Source organism: Flavobacterium sharifuzzamanii, from assembly GCF_003254585.1.
Lineage (GTDB): Bacteria > Bacteroidota > Bacteroidia > Flavobacteriales > Flavobacteriaceae > Flavobacterium > Flavobacterium sharifuzzamanii.
Map to the genome: position 1 here is coordinate 101,711 of NZ_QJGZ01000041.1, position 26,024 is coordinate 127,734.

General features: G+C 33.1%; 19 protein-coding genes and 1 tRNA gene. 12 read left to right on the forward strand and 8 right to left on the reverse strand.

Going from position 1 to position 26,024, the window contains the following annotated elements; all coding sequences use genetic code 11:
* Positions 1-190: 190 nt before the first annotated feature.
* Positions 191-1,513, forward strand: coding sequence for a TCR/Tet family MFS transporter (locus DMA14_RS17720; RefSeq protein WP_111425912.1), 1,323 nt, complete (start codon positions 191-193; stop codon positions 1,511-1,513).
* A gap of 69 nt (positions 1,514-1,582) precedes the next feature.
* On the opposite strand, the gene DMA14_RS17725 is transcribed toward DMA14_RS17720, so the two are convergent.
* The 6 genes from DMA14_RS17725 to DMA14_RS17750 all read right to left on the reverse strand — a co-directional run bounded on the left by DMA14_RS17725 (position 1,583) and on the right by DMA14_RS17750 (position 10,396).
* Positions 1,583-3,574 carry a T9SS type A sorting domain-containing protein gene (locus tag DMA14_RS17725; RefSeq protein WP_111425913.1) on the reverse strand — a complete coding sequence of 664 codons (1,992 nt, stop codon included), beginning with the start codon at positions 3,572-3,574 and terminating at the stop codon, positions 1,583-1,585.
* 119 nt (positions 3,575-3,693) lie between these two features.
* Positions 3,694-4,131, reverse strand: coding sequence for a retropepsin-like aspartic protease (locus tag DMA14_RS17730; protein ID WP_111286215.1), 438 nt, complete (start codon positions 4,129-4,131; stop codon positions 3,694-3,696).
* A complete protein-coding gene (locus DMA14_RS17735; RefSeq protein WP_111425914.1) occupies positions 4,076-6,712 on the reverse strand; it encodes a CHAT domain-containing protein in 2,637 nt (878 codons plus the stop codon). The genes DMA14_RS17730 and DMA14_RS17735 overlap by 56 nt, the downstream gene beginning before the upstream one ends.
* 151 nt (positions 6,713-6,863) lie before the next feature.
* Positions 6,864-8,816 (reverse strand): PKD domain-containing protein, encoded by a 1,953-nt coding sequence (locus DMA14_RS17740; RefSeq protein WP_111425915.1) that lies wholly within the window; start codon positions 8,814-8,816, stop codon positions 6,864-6,866.
* A gap of 112 nt (positions 8,817-8,928) precedes the next feature.
* Complete coding sequence (locus DMA14_RS17745; RefSeq protein WP_111425916.1) at positions 8,929-9,912, reverse strand: hypothetical protein; 984 nt, start codon at positions 9,910-9,912, stop codon at positions 8,929-8,931.
* Between the two features lie 184 nt (positions 9,913-10,096).
* Positions 10,097-10,396: a hypothetical protein gene (locus tag DMA14_RS17750; protein ID WP_111425917.1), complete on the reverse strand. Its 300-nt coding sequence runs from the start codon at positions 10,394-10,396 to the stop codon at positions 10,097-10,099.
* A gap of 131 nt (positions 10,397-10,527) precedes the next feature.
* On the opposite strand from DMA14_RS17750, the gene DMA14_RS17755 reads away from it, so the two are divergent.
* The 6 genes from DMA14_RS17755 (at position 10,528) to DMA14_RS17780 (ending at position 16,927) form a co-directional block, all read left to right on the forward strand.
* A complete protein-coding gene (locus DMA14_RS17755; RefSeq protein WP_111425918.1) occupies positions 10,528-11,112 on the forward strand; it encodes an RNA polymerase sigma factor in 585 nt (194 codons plus the stop codon).
* 2 nt (positions 11,113-11,114) lie between these two features.
* Positions 11,115-11,840, forward strand: a complete 726-nt coding sequence (locus tag DMA14_RS17760) for a tetratricopeptide repeat protein (protein WP_111425919.1) — start codon at positions 11,115-11,117, stop codon at positions 11,838-11,840.
* Positions 11,841-11,970: 130 nt separating this feature from the next.
* Positions 11,971-13,620, forward strand: coding sequence for a S41 family peptidase (locus tag DMA14_RS17765; protein WP_111426233.1), 1,650 nt, complete (start codon positions 11,971-11,973; stop codon positions 13,618-13,620).
* 305 nt (positions 13,621-13,925) lie between these two features.
* Positions 13,926-14,705: a TatD family hydrolase gene (locus tag DMA14_RS17770; RefSeq protein ID WP_111425920.1), complete on the forward strand. Its 780-nt coding sequence runs from the start codon at positions 13,926-13,928 to the stop codon at positions 14,703-14,705.
* Between the two features lie 64 nt (positions 14,706-14,769).
* On the forward strand, positions 14,770-15,906 hold the full coding sequence (locus DMA14_RS17775; protein WP_111425921.1) for a 1-acyl-sn-glycerol-3-phosphate acyltransferase: 1,137 nt from the start codon (positions 14,770-14,772) through the stop codon (positions 15,904-15,906).
* Positions 15,896-16,927, forward strand: coding sequence for an asparaginase (locus DMA14_RS17780; protein WP_111425922.1), 1,032 nt, complete (start codon positions 15,896-15,898; stop codon positions 16,925-16,927). The genes DMA14_RS17775 and DMA14_RS17780 overlap by 11 nt, the downstream gene beginning before the upstream one ends.
* A 346-nt stretch (positions 16,928-17,273) precedes the next feature.
* On the opposite strand, the gene DMA14_RS17785 is transcribed toward DMA14_RS17780, so the two are convergent.
* A complete protein-coding gene (locus DMA14_RS17785; RefSeq protein WP_111425923.1) occupies positions 17,274-18,518 on the reverse strand; it encodes an MFS transporter in 1,245 nt (414 codons plus the stop codon).
* Between the two features lie 90 nt (positions 18,519-18,608).
* Here DMA14_RS17785 and DMA14_RS17790 point away from each other — a divergent pair, with 90 nt between their 5' ends.
* The 5 genes from DMA14_RS17790 to DMA14_RS17810 all read left to right on the forward strand — a co-directional run bounded on the left by DMA14_RS17790 (position 18,609) and on the right by DMA14_RS17810 (position 25,520).
* Positions 18,609-19,490: a LysR substrate-binding domain-containing protein gene (locus DMA14_RS17790; RefSeq protein WP_111425924.1), complete on the forward strand. Its 882-nt coding sequence runs from the start codon at positions 18,609-18,611 to the stop codon at positions 19,488-19,490.
* Between the two features lie 47 nt (positions 19,491-19,537).
* Positions 19,538-19,624: transfer RNA gene (locus DMA14_RS17795), tRNA-Ser, on the forward strand.
* 87 nt (positions 19,625-19,711) lie between these two features.
* Positions 19,712-21,304, forward strand: coding sequence for a type I restriction-modification system subunit M (locus DMA14_RS17800; protein ID WP_111425925.1), 1,593 nt, complete (start codon positions 19,712-19,714; stop codon positions 21,302-21,304).
* Position 21,305: 1 nt separating this feature from the next.
* The gene (locus DMA14_RS17805; protein WP_111425926.1) at positions 21,306-22,541 is read left to right on the forward strand and encodes a restriction endonuclease subunit S; all 1,236 of its coding nucleotides are present in this window, start codon (positions 21,306-21,308) and stop codon (positions 22,539-22,541) included.
* A gap of 135 nt (positions 22,542-22,676) precedes the next feature.
* Positions 22,677-25,520, forward strand: a complete 2,844-nt coding sequence (locus DMA14_RS17810; protein ID WP_111425927.1) for a type I restriction endonuclease subunit R — start codon at positions 22,677-22,679, stop codon at positions 25,518-25,520.
* Positions 25,521-25,601: 81 nt separating this feature from the next.
* Here the strand turns inward: DMA14_RS17810 and DMA14_RS17815 are convergent, their stop codons facing one another.
* Entirely contained in the window at positions 25,602-26,021 is a 420-nt protein-coding gene (locus DMA14_RS17815; RefSeq protein WP_111425928.1) for a helix-turn-helix domain-containing protein, read from the reverse strand.
* Positions 26,022-26,024 lie beyond the last annotated feature (3 nt).

A 26,024-nucleotide genomic window follows, 5' to 3' on the forward strand; every position in this document is an offset into this window, starting at 1 on the left:
ACCACGGGAGACGTATTTATATGCATTGTATACCCGTGGTTGAAACTACGTGCTATATTGATAAAATGATGAATATTTCAGCAGATTTATTTAAAAAAATCTGCGTTTATCTGCTTAAATCTTTTTTAAATCTGCGTGAAAAAATATACCAGTTTTTAATAATTCAGCACCAAATTTTTCAAATTGGAATTTGGGATTTTTTTTATCCCGAATTAAAAAGATCGTATTAAAAAATGTCAGCTTTTTCGTTTATTTGCATCACCTTACAAAAAATATTATGCTACAAAAAGATAAGTCAGCAGCAATTGGTTTTATTTTTATAACCATGTTAATAGACATTACAGGATGGGGAATTATTATTCCTGTAATACCAAAATTAATCGAAGAATTGATTCATGGAGACATCAGCGAAGCGGCAAAAATTGGCGGCTGGTTAACTTTCGCGTATGCGATAACTCAGTTTGTATTTGCTCCCGTTATTGGAAATTTGAGCGATAAATTCGGAAGAAGACCAATTATCTTGATTTCCCTTTTGGGATTTTCATTAGATTATCTTTTATTAGCATTTTCACCAACTATTATCTGGCTTTTCATCGGAAGAATTATCGCTGGAGTTACCGGTGCCAGTATTACAACTGCATCAGCTTATATAGCCGATGTTAGTACGCCCGAAAACAGAGCTAAAAACTTTGGTTTAGTAGGTGCAGCTTTCGGATTAGGTTTTATCATCGGACCAGTTATTGGTGGACTTTTAGGTCAATACGGATCTAGAGTTCCTTTTTATGCAGCAGCAGTTTTGTGTATGCTGAATTTCCTTTACGGATTTTTCATTCTGCCAGAATCACTTAAAAAAGAAAACCGCAGACCTTTTGACTGGAAACGTGCCAATCCAATTGGAGCTATTTTAGGATTAAGAAAACATCCAACACTAATCGGATTAATTGTTGCTATCTTTTTACTTTATGTTGGTTCTCATGCTGTACAAAGCAACTGGAGTTTCTTCACCATTTATCAATTCAATTGGGATGAAAGAATGATCGGAATCTCGTTAGGAATAATCGGTTTATTGGTTGGAGTGGTACAAGGAGGATTAGTTCGTTACATCAACCCGAAAATTGGAAATGAGAAAAGCATTTACATTGGTTTAGCTTTATATACAATCGGAATGCTCTTGTTTGCTTTTGCAACAGAAAGCTGGATGATGTTTGTCTTCCTAATTCCGTATTGCCTTGGCGGAATTGCTGGCCCAGCATTGCAATCTGTTGTAGCGAGTAAAGTAGCACCAAGCGAACAAGGAGAAATTCAAGGAACTTTAACTAGTTTAATGAGCGCTTCTTCAATTATTGGTCCGCCAATGATGGCCAATACATTTTACTTTTTCACTCATGACGATGCGCCTTTTAAATTTGCAGGAGCGCCTTTTATTTTAGGAGGAGTTTTAATGTTGCTGAGTACAGTTGTAGCTTATTTTTCGTTGAAAAAACATGCAGTTCCGAAAACAGAAATGGAATAGTAAAAGATATATTTTAAAATAAAAAAAGCCTTCATAAATTAAATATGAAGGCTTTTTTGTGATGAAGTTTTATTCTTTAATAAATTTCAGTGCTTTTTCTTTTCCGTCTGATTTTATATTTAGAATGTACATTCCTTTTATGAGATTGCTTAAATCAATTTCACTATGCGTATTATTTACTTTTTGAAATAAAATAGATTGTCCTGAAACAGAGAAAATCTGAATGTTTTCAATAACTGTTTTGTTTTTGATTGATAAAATATTTTTCACAGGATTAGGATAAAACTGAAATTCAGTCAAATCAAAATCTGGAGTAGAAAGCGAACTGTTTAATTTAGCCGTTACAGCAAGACGTTCTTTACTCTCGATTCCGTTTATTGTTTGTGAGGCATAATACGTTACGCCATCAACCAAAACCGTAGACAATGGTAAAGAGGGTTCTATGGCAACTTTACTTGTTTTTCCGGTTGGAGAAGTTCCGGGTCTACTGTACCATTTAATGTTTTGACCATTAATAACAAGATCGCCTAAAGTTTGCCCAGATTTAAATTCTAAAACCATTTCTTTTTTACCATCTATTAAAGGCGCTGGCGGATTGACCGTTATAAACAGCAATGTTATGCATCCTTTTTCATCGATGGCCATCACTTCATGATCTCCATAACTTACGTTTGTGAACACATTATTAGATTTTCGATCAAAAGAATCCATCTGATATAAATAATTGCCATTTCCTCCAGTAGCATTTATAGTTATTGTTTGATTTTCAATACTTGCTGTTACAACTAATGGAGAAGGCTGACTTATATGAATAAGCGATGATTTTATACTGCAATTAGCACCATCGGTAACATCAACAGTATAATCTCCAGCGCTTAAATACTCAAAAATATTAGACGATTGTTGGTTTTTTAGTGCGGTGCCAGCAGCATTTCTAAGTAAATATTTGTACGGAAAAATACCGCCTGTTACATTTACTTGAATTGATCCTTCTGATGAGTAAGGACAAATTGCATCTTTCTTGACAATATCTAAAGCTAATGGTTTATATTGATTAATAACACAAATTAAATTACTAATACAGCCATTATCATCTTTTATACTTAAAGGGTACTCGCCGGGTTCTAAATTGGTAAAAACATAATTGCTTGTTTGGTTAGACACATAGGATGTTCCTTCTATGGAGAACATATAAGGCGATTTTCCTCCTTGTGCTTTAATTGTAATGGAACCTTTAGCACTGCAAGTTGCAGGAGTTATATCAGCAGTTAAAGATAAAGTAGATTTATATTGATTGACCGTAACTGTTGTTGAAGCAGTACATCCCATTTGATCTTTTACATACACAGTTTGAGTTCCCGCTTTTAATTCGCTTGAAGTATTTGAATTGGAATAATTTGTACCGTCAAAAGAGTAAGTATAAACAGATGTTCCTCCAATTCCTGTAATTGTAACAATGTCTTTATCTCCACAGTTAACCCCTTCAGTTACAATTGCATTTGCTTTTAAAGGTATATAAGGTTTAACCTGAACAAAAACAGGAATGTCAGTTTTACAATTGTAAGAATCTTTTATTAGAATAGTGTAATCGCCAGGCTCTAGATAAAATTGCCTGTTAGCAAGATATGTCTGTCCATAATCTAACGAATAGCTAAAATTTTGACTCGCGCCTGGCAGAACTGAAACTAATTGAATTCTTGTTCGAGGTTCATTACAGTCAGGATTTATTGTTAAAGCCACAATCTGCTCAGTAGGATAGAAGATTAATTGAAAGAAATTTGTTGTAATAGTGCCTTTATTGTTTATTCTCGCATAAACTGTTTGTGATTGAGGCGATACAAAGGCAGTTGGATCTTGAATTGGACTTGTATTAGTATCAGCGTCATTAAGACTTAAATGGTAACTTACTGTAGTTTCGTTAGGATTTAAGTTACCGATTAATTCAGCATTTCGAGTCGTTAAATTAAATATAGGATATGTTTGACATCCCGAAAGAGGGCTAATCTGTGCAAAAAATATAGTAGGCAATAAAAAAAGAAAACAAAGTAGAGTTTTTTTCATAAGTATAGATTTGTTAAAATAGCGCAACAAATATAATAAAAAACCTAGCCTTTGAATATTATAGTACAAATATTGTTAAAATTACGGTTTCCCGTAAAAAAATGCGTTTTTTTAAAGTCCTACTTTAAATACAAATAATGGTTAAAATAGTCAATAATCGCTTTTCCTTCCAGTAGAACATCAGCACCAATAATGCCGTGAACAGCTTTTGCTTTAAAAGATTCTAAAGCTTCATTTACGTGTGAAAGATCAAAAATTACGATATTGAAATCTTTATTTTTCCAGCTTCCCAATTGCAGTTTGTTTTTAGATGAAATCTGAGTTGTCATTCCAGTACCTCCCGCTCCTGAAGCTTTTGTTTTAGAGTTTTTTGCAGAAAGTTCAAAACGTTCAATGCTCTCAAAACCCACACAAGTGTTTGATGCGCCCGTATCTAAAATGAAATTGCCAGAAATGCCATTAATTTTGGCTTTTATCTGTAAATGCTGTGTTTTGGTTATTTTAAATTTTATTTTTTTGTACTTCTCTATTTTGAGAATTTCGTGAAGATTTTCCATTTCTGTAATGATTGAAACCCAAAAATAAGCCAATTACCGCCAAAAAACTAATGATATATAAGATATAATTGGTTTCTTTTTCAGGTTTTTCGAGAGTTCCATAATATACAAAAGCACTCCAGTAATAAGGTGATTTTTTTGCGTTTGGAATATTTTCATCTTTTAAAAACTCTCTTTTTGCATTTGCGGTTGCCTTTACAAAAGAGGAATTATGCTTAAGATCTTTATAAAAATAATCCATAAAGACTGAAGTCGTATAGTCGTTGACATTCCATAACGAGAACAAAAGATTCTGCGCTCCTGCAAACTGAAAACCTCTAGCAACACTCATAGCGCCTTCGCCTTTATACAATTTTCCAATTCCGGTTTCGCAGGCGCTCAGAACCACTAAATCGGGATTCAGTTTTAAATTGTACAATTCAGAAAATAAGACTTCCTGATCATAAAATTTAATGCTGGCTGGAATTTCAAAATCGCCTGAAGAGGCATGTGTGCTGAGGTGAATAATTGATTTTCCAATTGAATTATTCTTAAAGTTTGAAAAACTGGCATTTTCATTTTCAAAAAACTGTCCTTTAAAATTATGTTGTATCGATTGCAATTCATTTTTTGAAAAAGGAAGTTCATAATTGGTTTTTGCAAAAATTGGAAAGATTCCCAAAATGCTCTTTTTACTGTTTGAAAGCGCATTAGTATTAAGATATAATTCAGCAGAGTTATTGTAAGCAACATCAAATTTATCAATCAGATAATGCATTTTTGTGAAATTTGAAGTATTGGATGTTTCATTTATTAATGCTTCAAAAGGCAGAAAAGATAGAATACCGTCTGGAATTATAATTAAGTTTTTATGCTTTTGCTTAGTAGGAATTTGAAGTTTTTTATAAACCTTATTCCCCAACTGATTGTATTTTTTTGGATTATTTGCAATAGCCGAAGGATCTCTGAAAAGCCCAATAAAAGAAAGTAATTCTGGAAAAGCATTCTTTTCAGTTTCAATTTTATGTAATGCGATTTTTTTATTTTCCAGAGTAAAATTATAAATGCAGTGAGCTCCAAAAAAGTATTCTATTACTATAGCATTGTCTTTTTCTAATTTGGTGTAAAGTCCAGAAAGATTAAAGCTAGAACTCTTTTTTGAATCCGTTTTACTTTGTTTTGTTTTCAAAAGCAGCATCAATTCATTCTGCTTTTTAACCGCTTCATTAATTTTCGAAATATTAGCCAATTCCAGTTTTTGCTGTTCTTTTAAAATTGTAGTATTCCAATTTTGCAATTGCTGTAAAATCAATTTTTCCTCTCTTGAAACTGTTTCTAAGTTTTTCAAATGATTCTTTAAAACAATAGATTTTGTTTGCTCCGAAAGCAGAAAAGCATTTTCCAAATAGCTCATTTTTCTCTCTTTTTGATAAAGAGAAAGATAGATTTCGATGCATTTTTCAGTACGGTTTCGGTTTCTGACCTGCGTTATAATTTTAGAATTTTCATACACCAAAAGAGATTGGATCATTTCTTCAATTTTAAAGGAAAGTCCGAAACTTTTCAAGGCATTTTTAGGCTGATTTTCAGCTAAAAAAATCAAAGCCTGTAAATCTAAAGCATCTAATAAAACGGTTTCCGCATAAAGCGAATTCTGATTTGGCAGTCGGTTTTTGGAATTCGAAAAAGATGGGAGAAGAGTTTTGAATATTAATGTGATATTTTCTTGCGCTTCCGCTAATTTTCCTTCGCTGAAAGCAATAAAAGCAGCTTCAAAATAAAACTGTCCTATTTTTCTAGGTTCTCTGTTCGGCGTTTTATTGAATTCCGTTTTAGCTTTTTCGAAGTATTCTGATGCTTTTGTAAAATCATTTTCATTTACTTTCAGCTGTGCCAGATTTCGATATGCATTTGCTAAAGTTTCAGTTTGCGATTTATCATTTTTTAAAAGAGAAACAGCTTTCAAAAAGGAAGTTTCTGCTTCCAATTTTTTAGAAGATAAAACGTAGTTTGTTCCTAAATTATTCAGCAAAAGAGCTTTTTCTTTATTCGAAAGTTTTTCGGTCTGAATTGTCTTTTCAATTAAATCTATCGCTTTATAAACGTTACCCGTATTTTGATAAACATTGGAAAGATTGAGAATTGCGGCCGTTTTTTGACTCTTATTTTTCTGCTGATTGGCAATAAAATAATATTGTTTGATTGTATTTTCGGCATTTTCATAATCGCCCAAAACAGTGTATAAATTGCCTAAAGGCTTGAGACAGAATTCTACAATATCATAGTTTTTTAATTTGTTTTTCTGATAAATCATCCAAGCTTTTTCATAGCTTTTTACGGCATCCAAATTCTGTCCAAACTGATTTTCATAATAAGCTTTATTGCAGTTTAGAATGACAATTGCTAATAGTTCATCTCTGGTTTTAGGCTTTGCACTTTTCCAGAAATCACTTTCTATGTTTCTTAAATTCTGTAACGCTTCCGCGGAAGGATTTGCAGTAAAACTATCCACAGCATTATATATTTTATCTTCCTGACTTTGTCCGAAAACATTCAGACTCAGGAAAAGGAAAATAAAACCATATAAGTGATGTAAGTTCATATTAAATTGTTTTTGCCACGAATTTTAAGAATTTTCACAAATCGAAACTCAAAATCGCATTACTTAAAATTAGTGGAAATTAGTGAAATTCGCGGCAAAAGATGCTTTGTGTATCTCTGTGCAGCCTCTGTGCATCTTTGCGGGATAACCTCTAAAATTTCCAGATTCCATAAACTTGAAAATAATTAAAATTCTGTTCAAAATTAATCACATAACGCGCGCCCAAACTTGGTCCGATTCTGGCAAAACCAGCTGTCAAATCAAATAAAAGCCCAGTTTTAAAGCCCGAGAAATTGTTTTTTATCGTATTTGAACTCGTATTAGAACTGATTAAAAAGTTTCCTTTATCGCCTTCAAAAGTATCGACTGTGATTGTCTGATTTTGTTCCGAATAAACATTTACATTCGCTTGAATTCCCGCTCCAACTCCAATATAATTATTAATATTGTAGCGAATTAAAACAGGAATTTCCCAATTGATATTTTTATTTTCGGTTGCAGTTGTGGTGCGTACCAATTGTCTGGTTCCGTTGGCATTTGTATTAAATTCTTCGGAGATATTTACTTCACTATCGTACTTGTTTAAAGCATTTTCCCATTCTACCTGCCAATAAAAACGATATGATTTAAAGGGCGAAAGCGTAGCACCGACAAAATAGCTCGTCGATTTATCTAAATCAGAATAAAAATTATAACCCGCTTTTGCACCAATCGAAATTCCGGGCAAGAATCGGGTAGTGGCATAATTGGTAATGATGGGTTCGTTTTTGTCAAAAATAATGGCAGTTCGGCTTTTGGTTTTTACCTTATGAAAATCTTCGCCAAACTTCATCGAGTATTTTACAAAACCTTTTGTAGAATCTTTTTCATGAACATTTTTCTGTTCGCTTCCTGGCAGATAAATGTTTTTAAAAGTAAAAATAATCTGTTTCTGTTTGATGATCGTATCGAGACAGCTAACAGTTGGTTCTTCGCCTTTTGGACAAATAGGACATTCTGGATACATACTTTCAATCTGAAAAGTCTTTTTGTCGAACATTTCAGGAATATCGGTTTCTAAACGAATTTTTCTTGCTGGACCTTCACCATTATTCTGAAAACGTGTTTTAAAATTTACTCTTTTAAAACGCACTAATCTATAGTTCATAAAACTTCCGTTAGAACCCATTTTGTTTGGATCGTGAGAAGTAACGATTTCCATTTCTAGATTTTTCACTTTATGGTTTTTATAACTTCTGTTTGGGACAAAAATTCCTCGCATCGTAACTGTTGCACTGGTGTCTTTTATCATTTCGGGAGTTGTTTTGAAAGTATAAAACACATTTCGTGTTTCTCCCGGATTTGCATCATCAAATTCTAAAATAGAAACATTGTGATAGATTTTATGGGCATCTGAAAGCGAAGCATCCAAATCTTCTTCTGTTGTGGTATTTCTATATTTTTTGGTTTTAAGATTTCCTTCGGCGGAAGCCAGAAAAGTATTTGAATCATTTAAATCATCAACCGCAGCGACCAAGTTTTCTTTTACTTCACGTTCGCCCGCATACGTTCTAAAATCGCTCAATTCGAAATTATTGTGTTTGAATTGCTTTTCATTGTAAAACAAATAAAGCTTTCCGCTAGAAACATAATTCTCCAGATTTTGGTAACTCATTACAACTACCATTTCCTGTTCTGGAATAGGATCACAGTTTTTAATAATCGCAAAACCGTTTTGGTCAGCAATAGAAGCAATGTCTTTATAATTGGTATCTGTAATATCGTTTACAGCCACTTTTTTCGGGCGAGTTGCAGGAGGTTTTCCGTTATCGTAATTATTCGTTACAGCAAGCCTTGTGGTGTAAGTTGCTTTGTTTTTGTAAACGTGTTTAGGTTCGGCTTCTTTGCTGTAATGCCCGTCTCCCAATTCCCACAAATAAGAATAACTTGGTTTTGGTGCACCTGCAATCGGAATCAAAGGCGGAGTTTCAGGTTTAAAAGAGACCTGATTTCCGTTTTGAATAAAACCTATATTCGCTCTTCGTGTTATGGTGTCTTTCACTTTGGTTTGTCCTATTGAGAAAATAGAAAATAGAATAAAGAAAATAGACAGTTGTGGTTTCATAACTAGTTAGTTTTGAGGTTTAAAAATTTCTGAATGAAATCTCAAACAAGATTAAATGTAAAAAAAAGTGATGAGCAAATCACCACTTTTTGTTAAAAAAAGCATTTAGAAGTTACTGTATGGCATTAATTGCAGCAACCAGTTGAGCTTCTGTACCGACTGTTGTTTCGGCTAAAGTAAAGTTGTAAACTGAATTTGCAGAAATAGTCACTCCCTTTATAGCATAGCGCCAGTTGCCATTATCTTCAGTTGCAAAAATGATGTGGCAAGCTAATCCAATTGGAATTTGACCGTAATGCTCGCTAAACAAACCTTCAGCAGTAAACGTATCCAGTTTAGCAAGAGCATTTGTGCCTTCTCCATCATAAGAAAGATAAACTGCACTATTTGTATTATTGTATCCATCTGGCACATCAACCAAAATAGTTGTTTTTGGTCTTGGATCGCTGTAAAAACGGTCTACATTTGTCCATCCGAAGTTGCCAAAAGTGACATAATAATTATTTCCTTCGCCTTGTACGCCACCTTTTCCTCCGGTTCCGTCAGCATTTGCTTTTGCTTCTCTCCAAGCCAATTCACCATCTTCATCAATAACTCCAGTCCATAAAGTCATTAAGTTATCAAAACCATTTGTCAATGCGGTAGGAACAATCATGTTCATACTGCACGAAGTTTTTAACTCGACTCCTCCCTGAGTTGCTTTGATGAAGAATTCTCCTCCAGAAATCAAAAGATTTTTCTTTCCGTCTGCTGTAATTCCCATAGTTGGTTTATTGGTAACCAACATATTTCCTTTATCAAAAAGTTCGATGTATTCTATATCAACTTGTCCTGTTACTGGATTTCCGTTTTTGGTCAAGCAATCTCCGTTAATGGAAAGTTTTACACCCTTTGCTGAAGTCAAGGTCACAACACCATTTCCTGCGGTCATGGTAAAATTTTGCGTGTTTCTTTTTACTCCTTTTTCGTTAATGCTTTTAAACGCACCCGAAGTAGGAGGTGAAAGTTTGATATCTTCTCCGTCACTATTGTCGCAACTTGCGAAAGTTGCCATAGCTACTATTAAAAGTCCGATTTTTTTAAAATTTGTTTTCATAATTTTCTAGTTTTTATAAATCTGTTCTGAAATTTTTTCAGGTGATTTTCAGATTTGGTTAATTAATTTTTAGTTAAATCAATTCGGGTTTGATTTTGTTACCCTTCTTTTCTAAAAATATTTTTAAGAGGCTTGTATATTGCTATATCAACTAAGCAGAAAATTTGTTACCCATTTTTTTGTTTTAAGCAGAAATGCATTTGTCTTCAAATAGATTTCCATCTTCATCTACAGCGACTAAAATGTCTTTTTTACGAGAGAATTTCAGAATAAGATAAAGCCAGACAATCGTCCAGAAACCAAAAGTGATGATGCTGAGAAATAAATGAAAAACATGATTTATGGTTTTCTTTTCTTTAGACAAAACCACATAGGGCAGCTTCTCATTTTGTTCTGTAATTACAAAACCATTGCGCGTTTTGGCAGCGATTATTTCGTAAAACCGATCTACGTTTTTTTCATCTATAAATTGATAACTTTCCATTTCTTTTAATTTTTTAAAGGTTTTTAAAAGACTTTTATTTCGTTATATACAATTGATTGTAATATTGTTACCTCTTATTTTTGAAAATTTTTAGGATTCTTTTTTTTAAATTAGCTGTAAAATGTTTTTTTATGGATCAAAATAAAATTCATCCTGATCAAAAATATATCGACGGACTTGCTGCAAACGATTCAGTGATTATCGAAATGATATATAAAAAATTTGCGCCCAAAGTAGTTCAGTTTATCACCAATAACTCTGGAGATAAAGATCAAGCTCAGGACGTGGTTCAGGAAATCATGATTCTGCTTTTTAATCAGGCGAAAGCCGGTAAACTTTTTTTAACCTGTCCGTTTGATGCCTATTTTTTCTTATTGTGCAAAAGACGATGGCTTAACGAGTTGAAAAATTCTGCCAATAAAGGGGTAACAATTTATGAGAATGTAGTATCTATTAATGAATCTGCTCACGAATTGGTTGCGCAAGCCGAAGAATTTGATGAAAAACAGAAACTTTTTGAAACGATGTTCCAGAAACTAGGAGAGAAATGTCAAGAAGTTCTGAAACTCAGTTTTTCTCTAAAATCGATGGAAGAAGTAGCCGAAAAGCTTAACGTAACTTATGGCTATGTCCGAAAAAAGAAATCTTTGTGCGTGGGCCAGTTAACAAAGTGGATTCAAGAAGCGAAAAATTTTAACTCTTTAAAAAACAATTAATCATGAACGAAGAACGCTATATATTATTTGACCAATATCTTCAAGGCGAACTGACCGTTGATGAAAAACACAATTTTGAGAAACAATTGTCTGAAGATGCTGAACTGGCTTCGGAATTTGAAAGTTTCAAAGAAATGCATTTTCAACTGGAAAATAAATTTGGACAAGAACAGGAGAGAGAAATCTTTAAAGAAAACCTGACTAGAATTTCAGATAAATATTTCCATAAGAAACAAAATAAAGTAGTTTCGCTTAAACCGTGGTATTTTGCAGCGGCAGCATCAGTAATTATTATGTTCGGATTGTTTTTCTTCGATTATAAACACTATCCTAATTTTGAAGATTACAACCATCCAGAAAGTGCTTATTTTACAGAAAGAGGCGTGTCTGAAGCTATTTTAAAACAAGCAGAGAATAATTTCAATGGAAGAAGATATGAAACTGCTATTCCGATTTTTGAAATGATTCTGAAAGAAAACAATTCAGAAGAGATTAAATATTTCTACGCCGTTTCATTATTGCAAGTTGGCAAATACGTAAAAGCAGAAAATATTTTCAAAGAATTGGAAGCAGGAAATTCTGTTTATAAAGAAAAAGCAAAATGGAATCTGGCTTTGTCTAAACTAAAACAAGGAAAATATGACGAGTGTAAAGCCATTTTACAGACTATTTCGCAAGACTATGAAGATTATGATGAAGTCGAACAGCTTTTAGAAGAATTGGATTAAATTCTAATTATTAAGAAAAATTTTATCCGTTTACGGGAAACCTCAATCGAATTTGGAATTTTAGTTCTAAATTCGATTTTCTTTTTACAAGAACTTGTTCCAAAAACAATTTAAGCTAACCAAAAAAGCTATGAAAAAAGTTGTACTGATTTTTATTCTTGTTTTCACTCAGACCATTTTTGGTTTGAATAAGATTACGCAGACAGAAAAACTGGCAGCAACTTGCAAAGTTTGGGGATTCTTAAAATATTATCATCCCAAAATTGCCAGTGGAGAATTGAATTGGGATAATCAGCTTTTAGAAAAATTGCCAAAAATTGAAAAAGCCCAAACGAAAGAAGAGTTTTCATTAATCTTAGAAAACTGGATTGATGATTTAGGACCAGTAAAAGAAACAGCGCCGATTGTTGCGCCAAAAGACGTTAAGTTTTTTGATAAGAATTTTGATCTGAGTTGGTTTAATAATAAGTTGTTCTCTAAAAAGCTTTCGAAGAAATTAAAATTTATTGAAGAAAATAGGTTTCAGAGTGATGAGGAATTTGGGCCAAGTTTTGACGGTTTTAAAAACTTAAAGAATTATTTTAATCTAGATTACACAGACAAAAACGCAAAGCTTTTAATGTTATATGCATATTGGAATTTAGTAGAATATTATTTTCCTTATAAGTACATAATGGATCAGAAATGGGATTTGACCTTAAATGAAGTCCTCCCCTCTGTTATTCAGTCGAATACTCCAGAAGAATTTTATAAGGTATTAAGAAAAACAGCGGCAAAACTAGATGATAGCCATGTTGAATTTCATATATATCCGTCTGTAGCAACAGAAAAAAAGAGTTTTTATTTTTTTCCGGCAACGGGCAAAATAATAGAAGAAAAACTTGTAATCACAGAGATTTTAGGAGACAGTCTTGCTGAGGCAGATGGTATTAAAATTGGGACAGTAATTACTAAAATAAATGATAAAAGCATCAAGGAAATTATTGAAGAGAAAAGGGATATTGTTTCTGCTTCAAATGAGGTTGCTTTTCTGGATAAAGTTCTGCGCACAATTTTAATGAGCGAATCTGAAAAGGTAAACGTAGAATTTTTTAAAGATGGAAAATACGAAACAAAGTCAATGATTTGGTTTAATTATCATGATTCGCACCGAAATGAATATAAAAAAGGAGCTCAAAAAAAGAAAGATAAATTTAAACTGCTCAACAATAATATAGGCTATGTTAATATGGGAGTGATAAAACCCAAAAACATTCCAGATATGGTTGAAGCTTTAAAAAATACAAAAGCAATTGTTTTTGATATAAGAAATTATCCGCTAGGCACTTATAAAGTAATTTCAGACTTTCTAAATGCTAACGAAGAGAAATTTGTGATTTATACTTATCCCTATTTAAACTATCCAGGAAAATACTATTGGACGGAGGGAAGAAATGCAGGGTTTGAGAATAAAGACCATTATAAAGGAAAAGTGATTGTATTATTGGATGAGAATTCTATAAGCCAATCAGAATGGACAGCGATGTGTTTTCAAACAGCTGGAAATACCACAATAATAGGAAGTCAGACAGCTGGAGCAGATGGTAATGTGTTTGAATTTGATTTTAATGGATTTCATACGGGCTTTTCAGGAATTGGCGTTTATTACCCAGATGGTAGAGAAACACAACGTATAGGAATTGTACCCGATATTGAAATAAAACCAACAATTTTAGGTATTCAACAAGGCAAAGATGAGGTTTTGGAACGCGCTTTGCTATATATAGAAACAGGAAAATAACCCTGTCTGTTGTACTGAAGAACGAGGGATCGCACTAGCTGATCGAGAGAAAAAATGGGGGTTTTCTCCTCGAAGCTTCTTGTGAGATCCTTTGTTCTTCAGAATGATAAAAAATAGGTTGTTATTATTCAAACCTCTGTTAAAGTTTTAAACTTCGACAGAGGTTTTTTCTTTTTTAATTCAAAAAAAATCCGTTTTCATCTGCGTTTTTACGAAGTAAATCCGTTAAATCCGCGTCCCTTAATCTCTACGAAATTGCTATTCTTTTAATATTGTCGTAATTTTGGCACTTTAAAATTACAGCCTTGAATTCAACACCCATTATTACCGATACCCACACGCACTTATATTCTGAAGAGTTTGATCAGGATCGTGACGAAATGATTCAGCGTGCTATTGATGCCGGAATTACACGTTTTTTTATTCCTGCAATTGATGCTGCGGCAACTCAATCTATGTACGATTTAGAAAGAAATTATCCTGAAAATATATTTCTAATGATGGGTTTGCATCCCACTTACGTGAAAGATAATTATCTGGACGAATTGGCGCATGTGGAAGCAGAATTGTCTAAAAGAAAATTCTATGCAGTTGGCGAAATCGGAATCGATTTGTATTGGGATAAAACGCATTTAAAAGAACAGCAAATTGCTTTTAAGAGGCAAATTCAGCTGGCAAAACAGTACAAATTGCCAATCGTAATTCATTGCCGTGAAGCATTTGATGAAATTTTTGAAGTATTAGAAGAAGAAAAATCTGAAGATTTGTTTGGGATTTTTCATTGTTTTTCCGGAACTTTAGAACAAGCAGAACGCGCAATTTCTTACAAAATGAAATTAGGGATAGGCGGGGTTGTTACTTTTAAGAACGGAAAAATCGATCAGTTTTTAAATCAAATCGATTTAAAGCATATTGTTTTGGAGACAGATTCACCGTATTTAGCACCGATTCCGTATAGAGGAAAAAGAAATGAAAGCAGTTATTTGGTCAACGTTATAGCTAAGTTGAGTGATGTGTATGGAGTTTCTGCAGAAGAAATTGCAGCAATTACCACCCAAAACTCAAAAGACGTTTTTGGGATTTAACCTGAGCCTTACAAAACTTTAATTTTTTTTTTGTTCTTTTGCCCACTTTAAACAATTATAAATAATGCAGAAATTTGATGCCATTCGACCGTTTTATGATTCCGAAATAAATGAAGCACTTCATGCTGTGGTCAATCATCCTATGATGAAAACCATGATGAACTTTACTTTTCCGGATGTAGAAGATGAGGTTTGGAAGGAGCAATTGAAGAAAACACACTCGATTCGTGATTTTCAATGCAACTTTATTTATAACACTATCCAGAAAGTTTTAGAAAAAAGCTCTGAAGGATTAACGACTTCAGGTTTTGAAAAACTGGAACCAAATACTTCTTATCTATTTATCTCAAATCATAGAGATATTCTTCTAGATACTACATTGCTAAATGTCTGTTTATTTGAACATGGTTTAGTAATGACAGCTTCGGCAATTGGAGACAATTTGGTTAAAAAAGCTTTTCTGGCAACTTTGGCAAAATTAAACCGAAACTTTTTAGTTTTAAGAGGTTTATCGCCTAGAGAAATGCTTCAAAGTTCAAAATTATTGTCTGAATATATGGGACAATTACTGCTTCGCGAAAACCGTTCGGTTTGGATTGCTCAGAGAGAAGGAAGAACAAAAGATGGAAATGACGAAACCAATCCAGGAGTTTTAAAAATGATTGGAATGGGTTCTGATGAAGAAAACTTAATGGATTATTTTAAGAAATTAAAAATAGTTCCTGTTTCTATTTCATACGAATACGATCCAACAGATGTTTTAAAAATGCCACAATTAATGGCAGAAGCAAACAACGAAGTGTATGTAAAAGATAAAAACGAAGATTTCATGAATATCATTAGCGGTATCATGGGAACCAAAAAGAGAATACACATTTCGGTAGGCGATGTTTTAGACACTGAAATCGATCAGATTGTGGCAGAAAATGATAATGTAAACAAACAGGTTCAAGCATTGGCGCAGACTATTGATGATGTTATCTTGAAAAACTACCAATTATGGCCAACAAACTTTATTGCTTACGATATTTTAAACGAGGCAGATAGATTTGCTGACAAGTACAAAGAAAGTGAAAAACAGCTTTTTGAGCGTCGTTTAGAAATGCGTATCGGAAGTGATAATCCTGTGACAAGACAAGGATTTTTAGCTATGTATGCAAATCCTGTTGTCAACAAATTAAAATACCAAGATGTCATCTAAAGCAAAAATATTATTGGTTTATACCGGAGGAACCATCGGTATGAGCAAAGATTTTGAAACAGGAGCACTAAAAGCTTTCAATTTTGGTAAACTAATCCAGAAAATTCCCGAAATCAAACAATTGGAATGTGAAATAGAATCAATTTCGTTCGAACATCCAATAGATTCTTCAAATATGAATCCCGAAATGTGGACCAAGATTGCCGCAATTATCGAGGAAAATTACAACGCTTACGACGGATTTGTTGTCCTTCACGGATCAGATACTATGTCGTATTCGGCTTCGGCATTGAGTTTTATGCTCGAGAATTTAGCAAAACCAGTTGTGTTTACAGGTTCGCAATTGCCAATTGGAGATTTGCGCACCGATGCCAAAGAAAACCTAATTACAGCAATTCAGATTGCTTCTCTTCAGGAAAATGGAAAACCAGTTATTACAGAAGTCTGTTTATATTTTGAATACAAATTGTATCGCGGAAACCGAACTTCTAAAGTAAATGCAGAACATTTCAAAGCTTTTACAGCGCCAAATTATCCTGAATTGGTAGAATCTGGTGTTCATTTAACATTAAACAGACATTTATTTCTTCCTGTAAATAAAGACGCAAAACTGATCGTTCATAAGAATTTGGACAATCACGTTGCCATTATAAAAATGTTCCCTGGAATGAGCGAAATTGTTTTGGCTTCAATCCTTGAAACCAAAGGTTTAAGAGGAATTATTCTCGAAACTTACGGTTCTGGAAATGCACCAACCGAAGATTGGTTTTTAAACTTAATAGAAAAAGCCATCAAATCTGGAATGCATATCGTAAACGTAACGCAATGTTCAGGCGGAAGCGTAAATATGGGGCAATATGAAACCAGTACTGCTTTAAAATCGCTAGGAGTTATTTCAGGAAAAGATATCACGACAGAAGCGGCAATTACAAAATTAATGTATTTGTTAGGGCATAATATTCCGCAAAACGAGTTTAAAGATATTTTTGAAACAGCACTTCGCGGGGAAATCTCTCTTTAAATAAAAATTCCAATATTTTTAAATCCCAAATCCCAAATTCCAAGATCTAAAGTTGGAATTTGGGATTTTTTTATTGAAAATTTTATTAAAAATTTCGCTTAACCGCGTAGTTTGTCATCCTGACGAAGGAAGGATCACACAAGAAACTCGGCAACGTTAAGATAGCGAAACCCGACAGGTTTTAAAACCTGTCGGGTTTGTTTTTAATGGATTAAACGTTCAGTTTGTCATTTCGACGAAGGAGAAATCTTCGCGAGAAGCTCGATAAAGATTAGTTCATTAGCATGCGGAATTACTAGTGTAATCCTTCCTTCGTCAGGATGACAAGACTGTGGGAAATTGGAATTTAGTTTTTAGAATTTTGATATGGAACCGGGCAAGTTTCCAAGTCTTCTTCGGTTGCTTTATGTTTCTTGTAATACACATAAACAATTACAGAAAGAATACAAATAATTCCCTGAATGGCAACAGTAGTTCTTACGCCAAGCGAATGAGAAACATAACCAATAATTAAACTTCCCACAGGAATCATTCCTTGATAAGCCATCATATAATAACTGATGCTTCTAGAACGCATGCTAACAATACTGTGGGTCTGAATATAAATGTTGATAGATGAAGTTTGTCCCATCATCCCGATTCCGCTCAAAGTCATACAGATTAACGCAATTGTAATACTACTTGAAATAGCCAAAATAATGATACTGAAACCTAATAATAGACTGGCAGCAATCATTAATTTCCCCATATTTTCAGCTGATTTTAAATTGGCCAAATAAATTGCTGATATAACAGAACCAATTCCTGCAGCGCTCTCAAACCAACTGAAAGTTTCGGCATTACCGCTAAAAATATCTTTTGCGAAAACAGGCATCAAAGTATTAAATGAAATTACGAATAAACTGCTGCAAGTTAACATCAAAAGCATTCTTGCCATTTCGGTTTCTTTTTTCACATAATCCAAACCTTCTATAAGATCGTCTAGCATTTTAAGCTTGTTTTCGGCTTTGATATGAGGTGTAATTTTCATCATCATTAGCGAAATCAAAACAGGTACGTAACTCACAAAATTCCCGATAAAACAGATATCTTCTCCATATTGATGCAGAATGATTCCGGCAAGCGCAGGACCTGCAATTCGGGCAAAATTGTTCATGGTTGAGTTAAGTGCGACTGCGTTTGGAAGATCTTCTTTATTGTCGACAATATCAATCATCATAGTCTGGCGGCAAGTCATATCAAAAGCATTGATAATTCCTTGAATTAAGCTCAAAGCCAGAATAAAATTGATGTTGTAAATTTTAAGATAAATGAGCAATGCTAAAGTTCCCGCCTGAAGCATAGCGAGAGATTGTAAAAACAAAATGGTTTTATGTCTGTCGTAACGTCCAATAATACTTCCCGCAAGTGGTGCGAGAAACAAAGACGGAATCATACTTAAAAAAGTGGCTAAACCCAATAAAAAGACCGATCCTGTTATGCTGTAAACCATCCAGCTTACGGCGGTTTTCTGCATCCAGGTTCCGATAACCGAAACAGATTGTCCGTAAAAGAATAACTTGAAATTTTTTGATTTTAAGGCTTTAAACATGATCTTAATTATTTGATACAAAGGTCGGGATTATGATTTCATTAGAAAAATTAATAATTTTACTGATAATAAGTAGTAAAACTTATCAATATGGAAATCTATCAACTGCAATATTTTATTAAAACTGCTGAGGTTTTGCATTTTACAAAAGCAGCTGAATTGTGTTTTGTAACGCAATCGGGGCTTTCACAGCAAATTAAAAAACTCGAAGAAGAACTTGGAATGCCATTGTTTAAGCGAATTGGCAAAAAAGTGCAATTGACAGAAGCGGGCGCTGTTTTTCTGATTCATGCCAAAAAAGTGGTCGAAAATGTTGAAAACGGAAAACAGGCTATTGAAGATTTGAACGAAATGATTGGCGGAGAACTCCGAATTGGCGTAACCTATATTTTCGGATTATTGATTTTGCCCGTTGTAAATGCATTTGCCAAAAGATATCTGAATTTAAGAATAGTTGTAGAATACGGTACTACAGAAGCTTTAGAACAAAAACTGATTAATAATGAACTGGATTTGGTTCTAGTAATTTCATCACACGAAATTGGTCCTCCAATTCAGAAAGTGCCTTTGTTTACCTCAAACATGGTTATGGCGGTTTCAAAATCGAACTCTTTGGCTGAATTAGAAAAAATACCCTTTAAGAAATTAGATGAAGTGCCGCTAATTCTTCCGGGAAAAGGTTCCAATTCGAGAGAATATGTTGAATTGTTGTTTGCAAAACACAATATGAATCCGAAAATTTCGATAGAGTTAAATTCGATTCATGCTTTACTGCAAATGGTAGAAAATAGTGATTGGGCAACTATTGTAGCCGAAAAAGCATTGAAAGGTTGGGAGCATAGCCTTAAAGCCATTCAGATTACAGGAGTTGTAACCAAAAGAGATTCGTTTATGCTAACGATTGGCAGTTATCAAAAGAAGGCAGTTAAATTGTTTATGGAAGAATTTCGAAAAAGTATAAACGAAACTTAATTTTACTTTTTAAACTCGATTTTTTTTGTGTTATTTGCAGACCAAATAGAGAGGTGTCCGAGTGGTTTAAGGAGCTAGCCTGGAAAGCTAGTATATGGGTAACTGTATCGAGGGTTCGAATCCCTTCTTCTCTGCAAATTAAACTCAAATAATATGAAACCTCGGAATCTGTATTTCGGGGTTTTTTATTAACTTTCTCCAATTACCAAATAAACAACAAAATGTCTGAGGATCAAAAAAAACTTCTGGAACAAAAACTCTGGGCTATTGCCAATATTTTACGTGGTAAAATCAGTGCTAACCAATTTCAGGATTATATATTAGGTTTTATTTTTTACAAATATCTTTCTGAAAAACTGGAGAAAAAAGCAAATGAGTTTTTACAGCCAGATAATTTGATTTTTGCTGAAATTGATGAAGAAAGCGAACACGGAAAACAAATTTTAGATGCTTTAAAAGAGGCAACTGTTGATGCTTTAGGATATTTTCTAAAACCATCTGAATTGTTTAGTAATCTGGCAAAAAAAGGGAATGCTAAAGTAATTAATGAAGATGATGAAGAGCAGATACAAAGTACATTTATATTAGAAGATTTAGCGGCTGTTTTAAGCAATATCGAAAAAAGCACAATGGGTTCTGAAAGCCAGGATGATTTTGACCAACTTTTTTATGATATCGATTTAAACTCAACAAAAATTGGACGTACTACAAAAGACAGAAACGATGTTATTGTAAAAATATTAACAGCTCTAGATGCGATTGATTTTGATAGTACAAGCGATGGTTTGGGAGATGCTTATGAATATCTTATTGCACAATTTGCAGCAGGAGCCGGCCAAAAAGCAGGAGAGTTTTATACTCCGCAGCAAGTTTCAACTATTTTGGCAAAAATTGTAACCACTAAAAAAAGCAAACTAAAATCGGTTTACGATCCAACTTGCGGAAGTGGTTCTTTATTGCTTCGTGTGGCAAAAGAAGTGGACGGGATTGATTCAATTGGCCATTTTTATGGACAGGAACAAAACCGTACAACTTACAATTTGGCTCGAATGAACATGATTCTACACGATGTTAATTATCATAAATTTGATATTAAACACGAAGATACACTCGAAAGACCACAACACGACGGATTTAAATTTGAAGCTATTGTTGCCAATCCTCCGTTTTCTGCAAAGTGGAGTGCGAACCCGTTATTTTCTAATGAAGAACGTTTTTCGCAATACGGAAGACTGGCGCCGGCAACCAAAGCCGATTTTGCTTTTATACAGCACATGATACATCATTTGGATGATAACGGAATTATGGCGTGTATTGCACCGCATGGTGTTTTGTTTCGAGGTGCAGCCGAAGGCCATATTCGTAAATTTTTAATAGAAGATCGAAATTATGTAGATGCTATTATTGGCCTTCCTCCCAATTTATTTTACGGCACCAGTATACCGACTTGTATTTTAGTATTTAAAAAATGCAAAGAAAACCCGGATGATATTTTGTTTATTGATGCCAGCAACGATTTTGAAAAAGTAAAAAACCAAAATGTACTGCGCGATGAACATATCAATAAAATTGTAAGTACTTACCAATCCCGAGCAATAATCGAGAAATACTCAAACTTGGTGACTTTAGAACAAGTAAAAGCCAACGATTACAACCTGAATATTCCTCGTTATGTCAATACTTTTGAAGAAGCCGAAAGTATTGATGTAAATGCGATTGCAGAAAAATTACAAAGTATAGACCATAAAATGGAAACGGTTGATAAAACAATTGCTTCTTTTTGTGCAGAGTTGAATATAAAAACCCCTTTTTAAGATGGAAACTTTACAGCCAAAATTACGGTTTCCTGAGTTTGAAGGGGATTGGAAATTAAAGAAAATTAATGATACAATAAAGTCTATTGATTCAGGATGGAGTCCTCAATGTGAAGATTATTCGTCAGATATAAATGAATGGGGAGTGTTAAAAACAACTTCAGTAGTTTGGGAAGGCTTTAATGAAAATGAAAATAAAAAGTTACCAATAAAACTTAAGCCAAAAGAAAATATAGAAGTAGTTGCAAATGATATTTTAATAACAAGAGCAGGCCCGACTAATAGAGTTGGAGTTTCCGTTCATGTTGATAGAGTTCGACCAAAATTGATGTTATCCGATAAATTGATCAGACTAAGAACTAATGAAAATTATTCTAGCAAATTTATTTCTATTTTACTATCTCTTGAAAATATTAAAAATCAAATAGTAAGTAAATCAAGTGGCTTAGCAACTTCTCAGACAAATATCTCTCAGAATATTTTGTTGAATGTTAAATTATCAGTTCCTCTATTCGAGGAACAAACCAAAATCTCCAATTTCCTTTCTTCAATAGATGAAAAAATCAATTTATTAAAAGAAAAAAAAACACTTTTAGAAGAATACAAAAAAGGCATGATGCAGAAAATCTTTAATCAGGAGATTCGATTTAAAGATGATGATGGGAATGATTTTGAGGATTGGGAGGAGAAAACGATTTCTGATTTAACAAATGTAATTGTGGGTGGAACCCCAAGTACTTCAAAAGAGACATATTGGAATGGTGATATCCCTTGGCTATCTTCAGGAGAATTAAATAATGGTATAGTATCGGTAGCTAAAAAAAGCATTACTAAAATTGGACTTAAGAATAGTTCTGCTAAATTAATGAAAGAAAATACGGTGTTATTAGCTATGACTGGGGCGACTTTAGGAAAAATGGGTTTCTTGACTTTTGAAAGTTGTGGAAATCAGTCAATTGCGGGTTTTGAGCCAAATGATAGCTATTTTTCAAAATTTTTATTTTACACTTTACTTTATAATCAAAATTTAATTTTATCTATGGCAGGAGGCGCAGCTCAACAAGGGATTAATAAAGCATCAATAGAAAGTTTATTATTGATTTTCCCTTGTATAAAAGAACAAACCAAAATCGCCAATTTTCTTTCGGCGACAGATGAAAAGATTGCTTTGGTGGTAACACAAATAGAAGATACGCAGGAATATAAAAAAGGGTTGTTACAGCAAATGTTTGTTTAAACTTTAGGTAAGAATTTTTATAAAAGGTAAAAAATAGGGAGATTTTGTCAAAATCTCCCTATTTTCGTTTAACAATAATGGTAAGACTTTTTAATTCTTCGAGATTTATCAAGAATCCCGAACTATTTACAAGATATGACATCACAATCCGAATTAATTTTAGAGCAAAATTTAATCCATCAATTAACTTCAAATGGTTATGAAAAAGTAACCATTTTAGATGAAGCAGATTTGTTGGTTAATCTTAAAAATCAATTAGAAAAGCACAACAATAAAGTGTTTTCGGATAGCGATTTCAAACAAATTTTAAATCATTTAACCAAGACGAATAATGTTTTTGAAAAAGCATTATTACTTCGGGATAAGTTTGCTTTCAGGAATGAAGCGAACGAATTGGTGTATATTGAATTCCTGAATATGGATTTCTGGTGTCAGAATGAATATCAGGTAACCAATCAAATTACAGTTGAAGGAACTTACAAAAACCGCTACGATGTTACAATTTTAATAAACGGTTTGCCTTTGGTTCAAATAGAATTAAAGAAAACCGGACTGGAATTAAAAGAAGCATATAATCAAATTGATCGTTATCAAAAGCATTCGTTTTCGGCAAATACGGGTTTGTTCAATTTTGTGCAGTTGTTTATTATCAGTAATGGTGTAAATACAAAATACTTCAGCAATTTCGGAAACAAAAAACCTGATTTCAAACAGACTTTTTTCTGGACAGACGATAATAACAAACGCATTTCTAAGCTCGAAGATTTTGCCAATGTGTTTTTAGAAAAATGTCATTTGTCTAAAATGATTACTAAATATATTGTTCTGCACGATACAGATAAAATGCTGATGGTTTTGCGTCCATATCAATTTTATGCTGTAGAACGCATTATTGACCGAGTTAAAAACTCCAATAAAAACGGTTATATCTGGCATACGACAGGTTCGGGTAAAACATTGACTTCTTTTAAAGCCAGTCAGATATTATCGCAATTGCCAAAAGTAGACAAAGTTGTTTTTTGCGTAGACAGGCAAGATTTAGATTATCAAACCGCAAAAGAGTTTAACGCTTTTAAACCAGATTGCATTGACCCGACTAATAATACTAAAAACTTAGTTCGTCAATTTAATGACAACAACAATAAGTTGATTGTTACGACTATTCAAAAGTTGTACAATGCCACGACGCGAGAGCATCATCTTAAAACGATGAACAATCTAAAAGACAAAAAGATTGTTTTTATTTTTGACGAATGTCATCGCAGTCAGTTTGGCGATACGCACAAAAGAATAACCCAATATTTTGAGAATTATCAAATGTTTGGTTTTACTGGAACTCCAATATTTGAAAAAAATGCTTTATCTAAAAATAAGCAAAACCAAACTACAGCCAGTTTATTTGGAGAACAATTGCATAGTTATGTAATTACAGATGCGATTAAAGACGAAAACGTATTGCGTTTTTCGGTTGAATATGTTGGTAGATATAGAGAGAAACAAGATTCGCAAAATGAAATAGATATTGAGGTTGAAGCCATAGATACACAGGAATTACTGGAAAGCAACGAACGAATTGAAAAAATAGCTAACTATATCATTCAGCAGCATCCTATTAAAACACAAAATAAAACCTTTACAGCGATGTTTTGTGTCAGCAGTGTAGAAATGCTCATTAAGTATTACGATCTATTTTTAAAGCTCAAAAAAGAAGGAAAACATGACTTAAAAATGGCAACGATTTTTAGTTTTGGAACCAATGACGAAATGATAAGTGATGTTACAGATTTTGATGAACAAGATTTTAATAGTGTTGCTGATAGAGACGAGCGCGATGATTATAATTCTTTTCATAAAAGAGATAAACTGGAAAATTATATTGAAGAATATAATAAAACTTTTGGATCAAACTGGACAACCAAAAGCAGTGAATCATTTTACAGTTATTATAAAGATATTGCGCAAAAAGTACGCAATAAGCAAGTCGATTTGTTATTTGTAGTTAATATGTTTTTGACTGGTTTCGATAGCAAATCGTTGAATACTTTGTTTGTAGATAAAAATTTAAAATACCACGGGTTAATTCAGGCGTATTCTAGAACAAATAGAATTTTAGGAGATAAGAAATCGCAGGGAAATATTGTGGTTTTTAGAAATCTTAAAAAAGCAACAGACGATGCGATTGCTTTATTTTCGGATAAACAAGCTAAAGAAGTTATCATTTTGCAACCGTATGAAAAATATATTGAGGATATAAATGAAGCTTACGAAAAATTAAAAAGCGTTGTTCCAACTTCTGAATCTGTTGATGATTTGTATACAGAGGAAGAAGAGCTGGAATTTGTAAAAGCTTTTAGAGAAGTCATTCGATTAAAAAATATTATCAGCTCATTTGTTGATTTTACCTTTGAAGATATTGATTTGGACGAACAAGAATTTGATGATTATAAATCCAAGTATTTAGATTTATCTGATAAAGGAAAAAAAGTAAAAACTTCTATCTTAAACGAAGTCGATTTTGAACTAGAATTAATTCATCGTGACGATATTACGGTAACTTATATTCTCACTTTATTAGCCAAATTAAAAGGAATCACATTTGCAGAAAAAGAAAAGAAACAAAAAGAAATACTTGATTTAGTTTCGGGAGATGTGAAATTGAGAAGTAAACGCGAATTAATAGAACGTTTTATCGAAGAAAATCTTCCTTTGATTGATGAAAACAATATTGAGGAAGGATATAATAGTTTTATGATTGTTGAGCAGCAAAAAGCTTTTAATCAATTTGTAACCGATGAAAAGTTAAATGCAGATAAGTTAAAAAAATTGACAGAAGATTATTTATTCTCACAACGAATTCCAACTAAACAAGAAGTTGTTGCTGTTTTAGAAAATCAGCCGTCTATTTTACAGCGCGCAACAGTTGGAGATACAATTTTGAGTAAATTTTTGAATTTTATTGATACTTTTTTCAATGATTAATTTTTAAAAAAGGTGTAAAACAAAAAAGAGATTTCAAACCTGAAATCTCTTTTTACAATGCATTATATTTTATAAAACTGTTTATTTCCCGTTCAACAACTTCTCCAAATACTCATTTTTATCCTTTTCAGATTGCAATAAACGTTCGTAAAGTTTTTTGTTTTCCTCGTAAACTTCAACCAATTTGTCTAATGGGTTGAATGTGCAATGATTAGATTGTGGAGCAACAATACTACCATTAATTTCATTATCATAAATATTATTAAAATAATTAATAACGGCTTCTTCCGAAAAGTTTTTAATGGCTTCAACAGTCATTCCAAATGCTTTTGCGACTTCTTTTAGTTTTTCTTCGTCTACGGTTTCGCTGTTTTCCATAGCAGAAACACTTTGTTGACTCATTCCTAAAGCTTGTGCCAAAGCTTCTTGCTTCATGTCTTTCAGCTCGCGAATTCGGCTGATTTTTCTTCCTATATGACTTGGTTTTGTTGTTGTGCTCATACT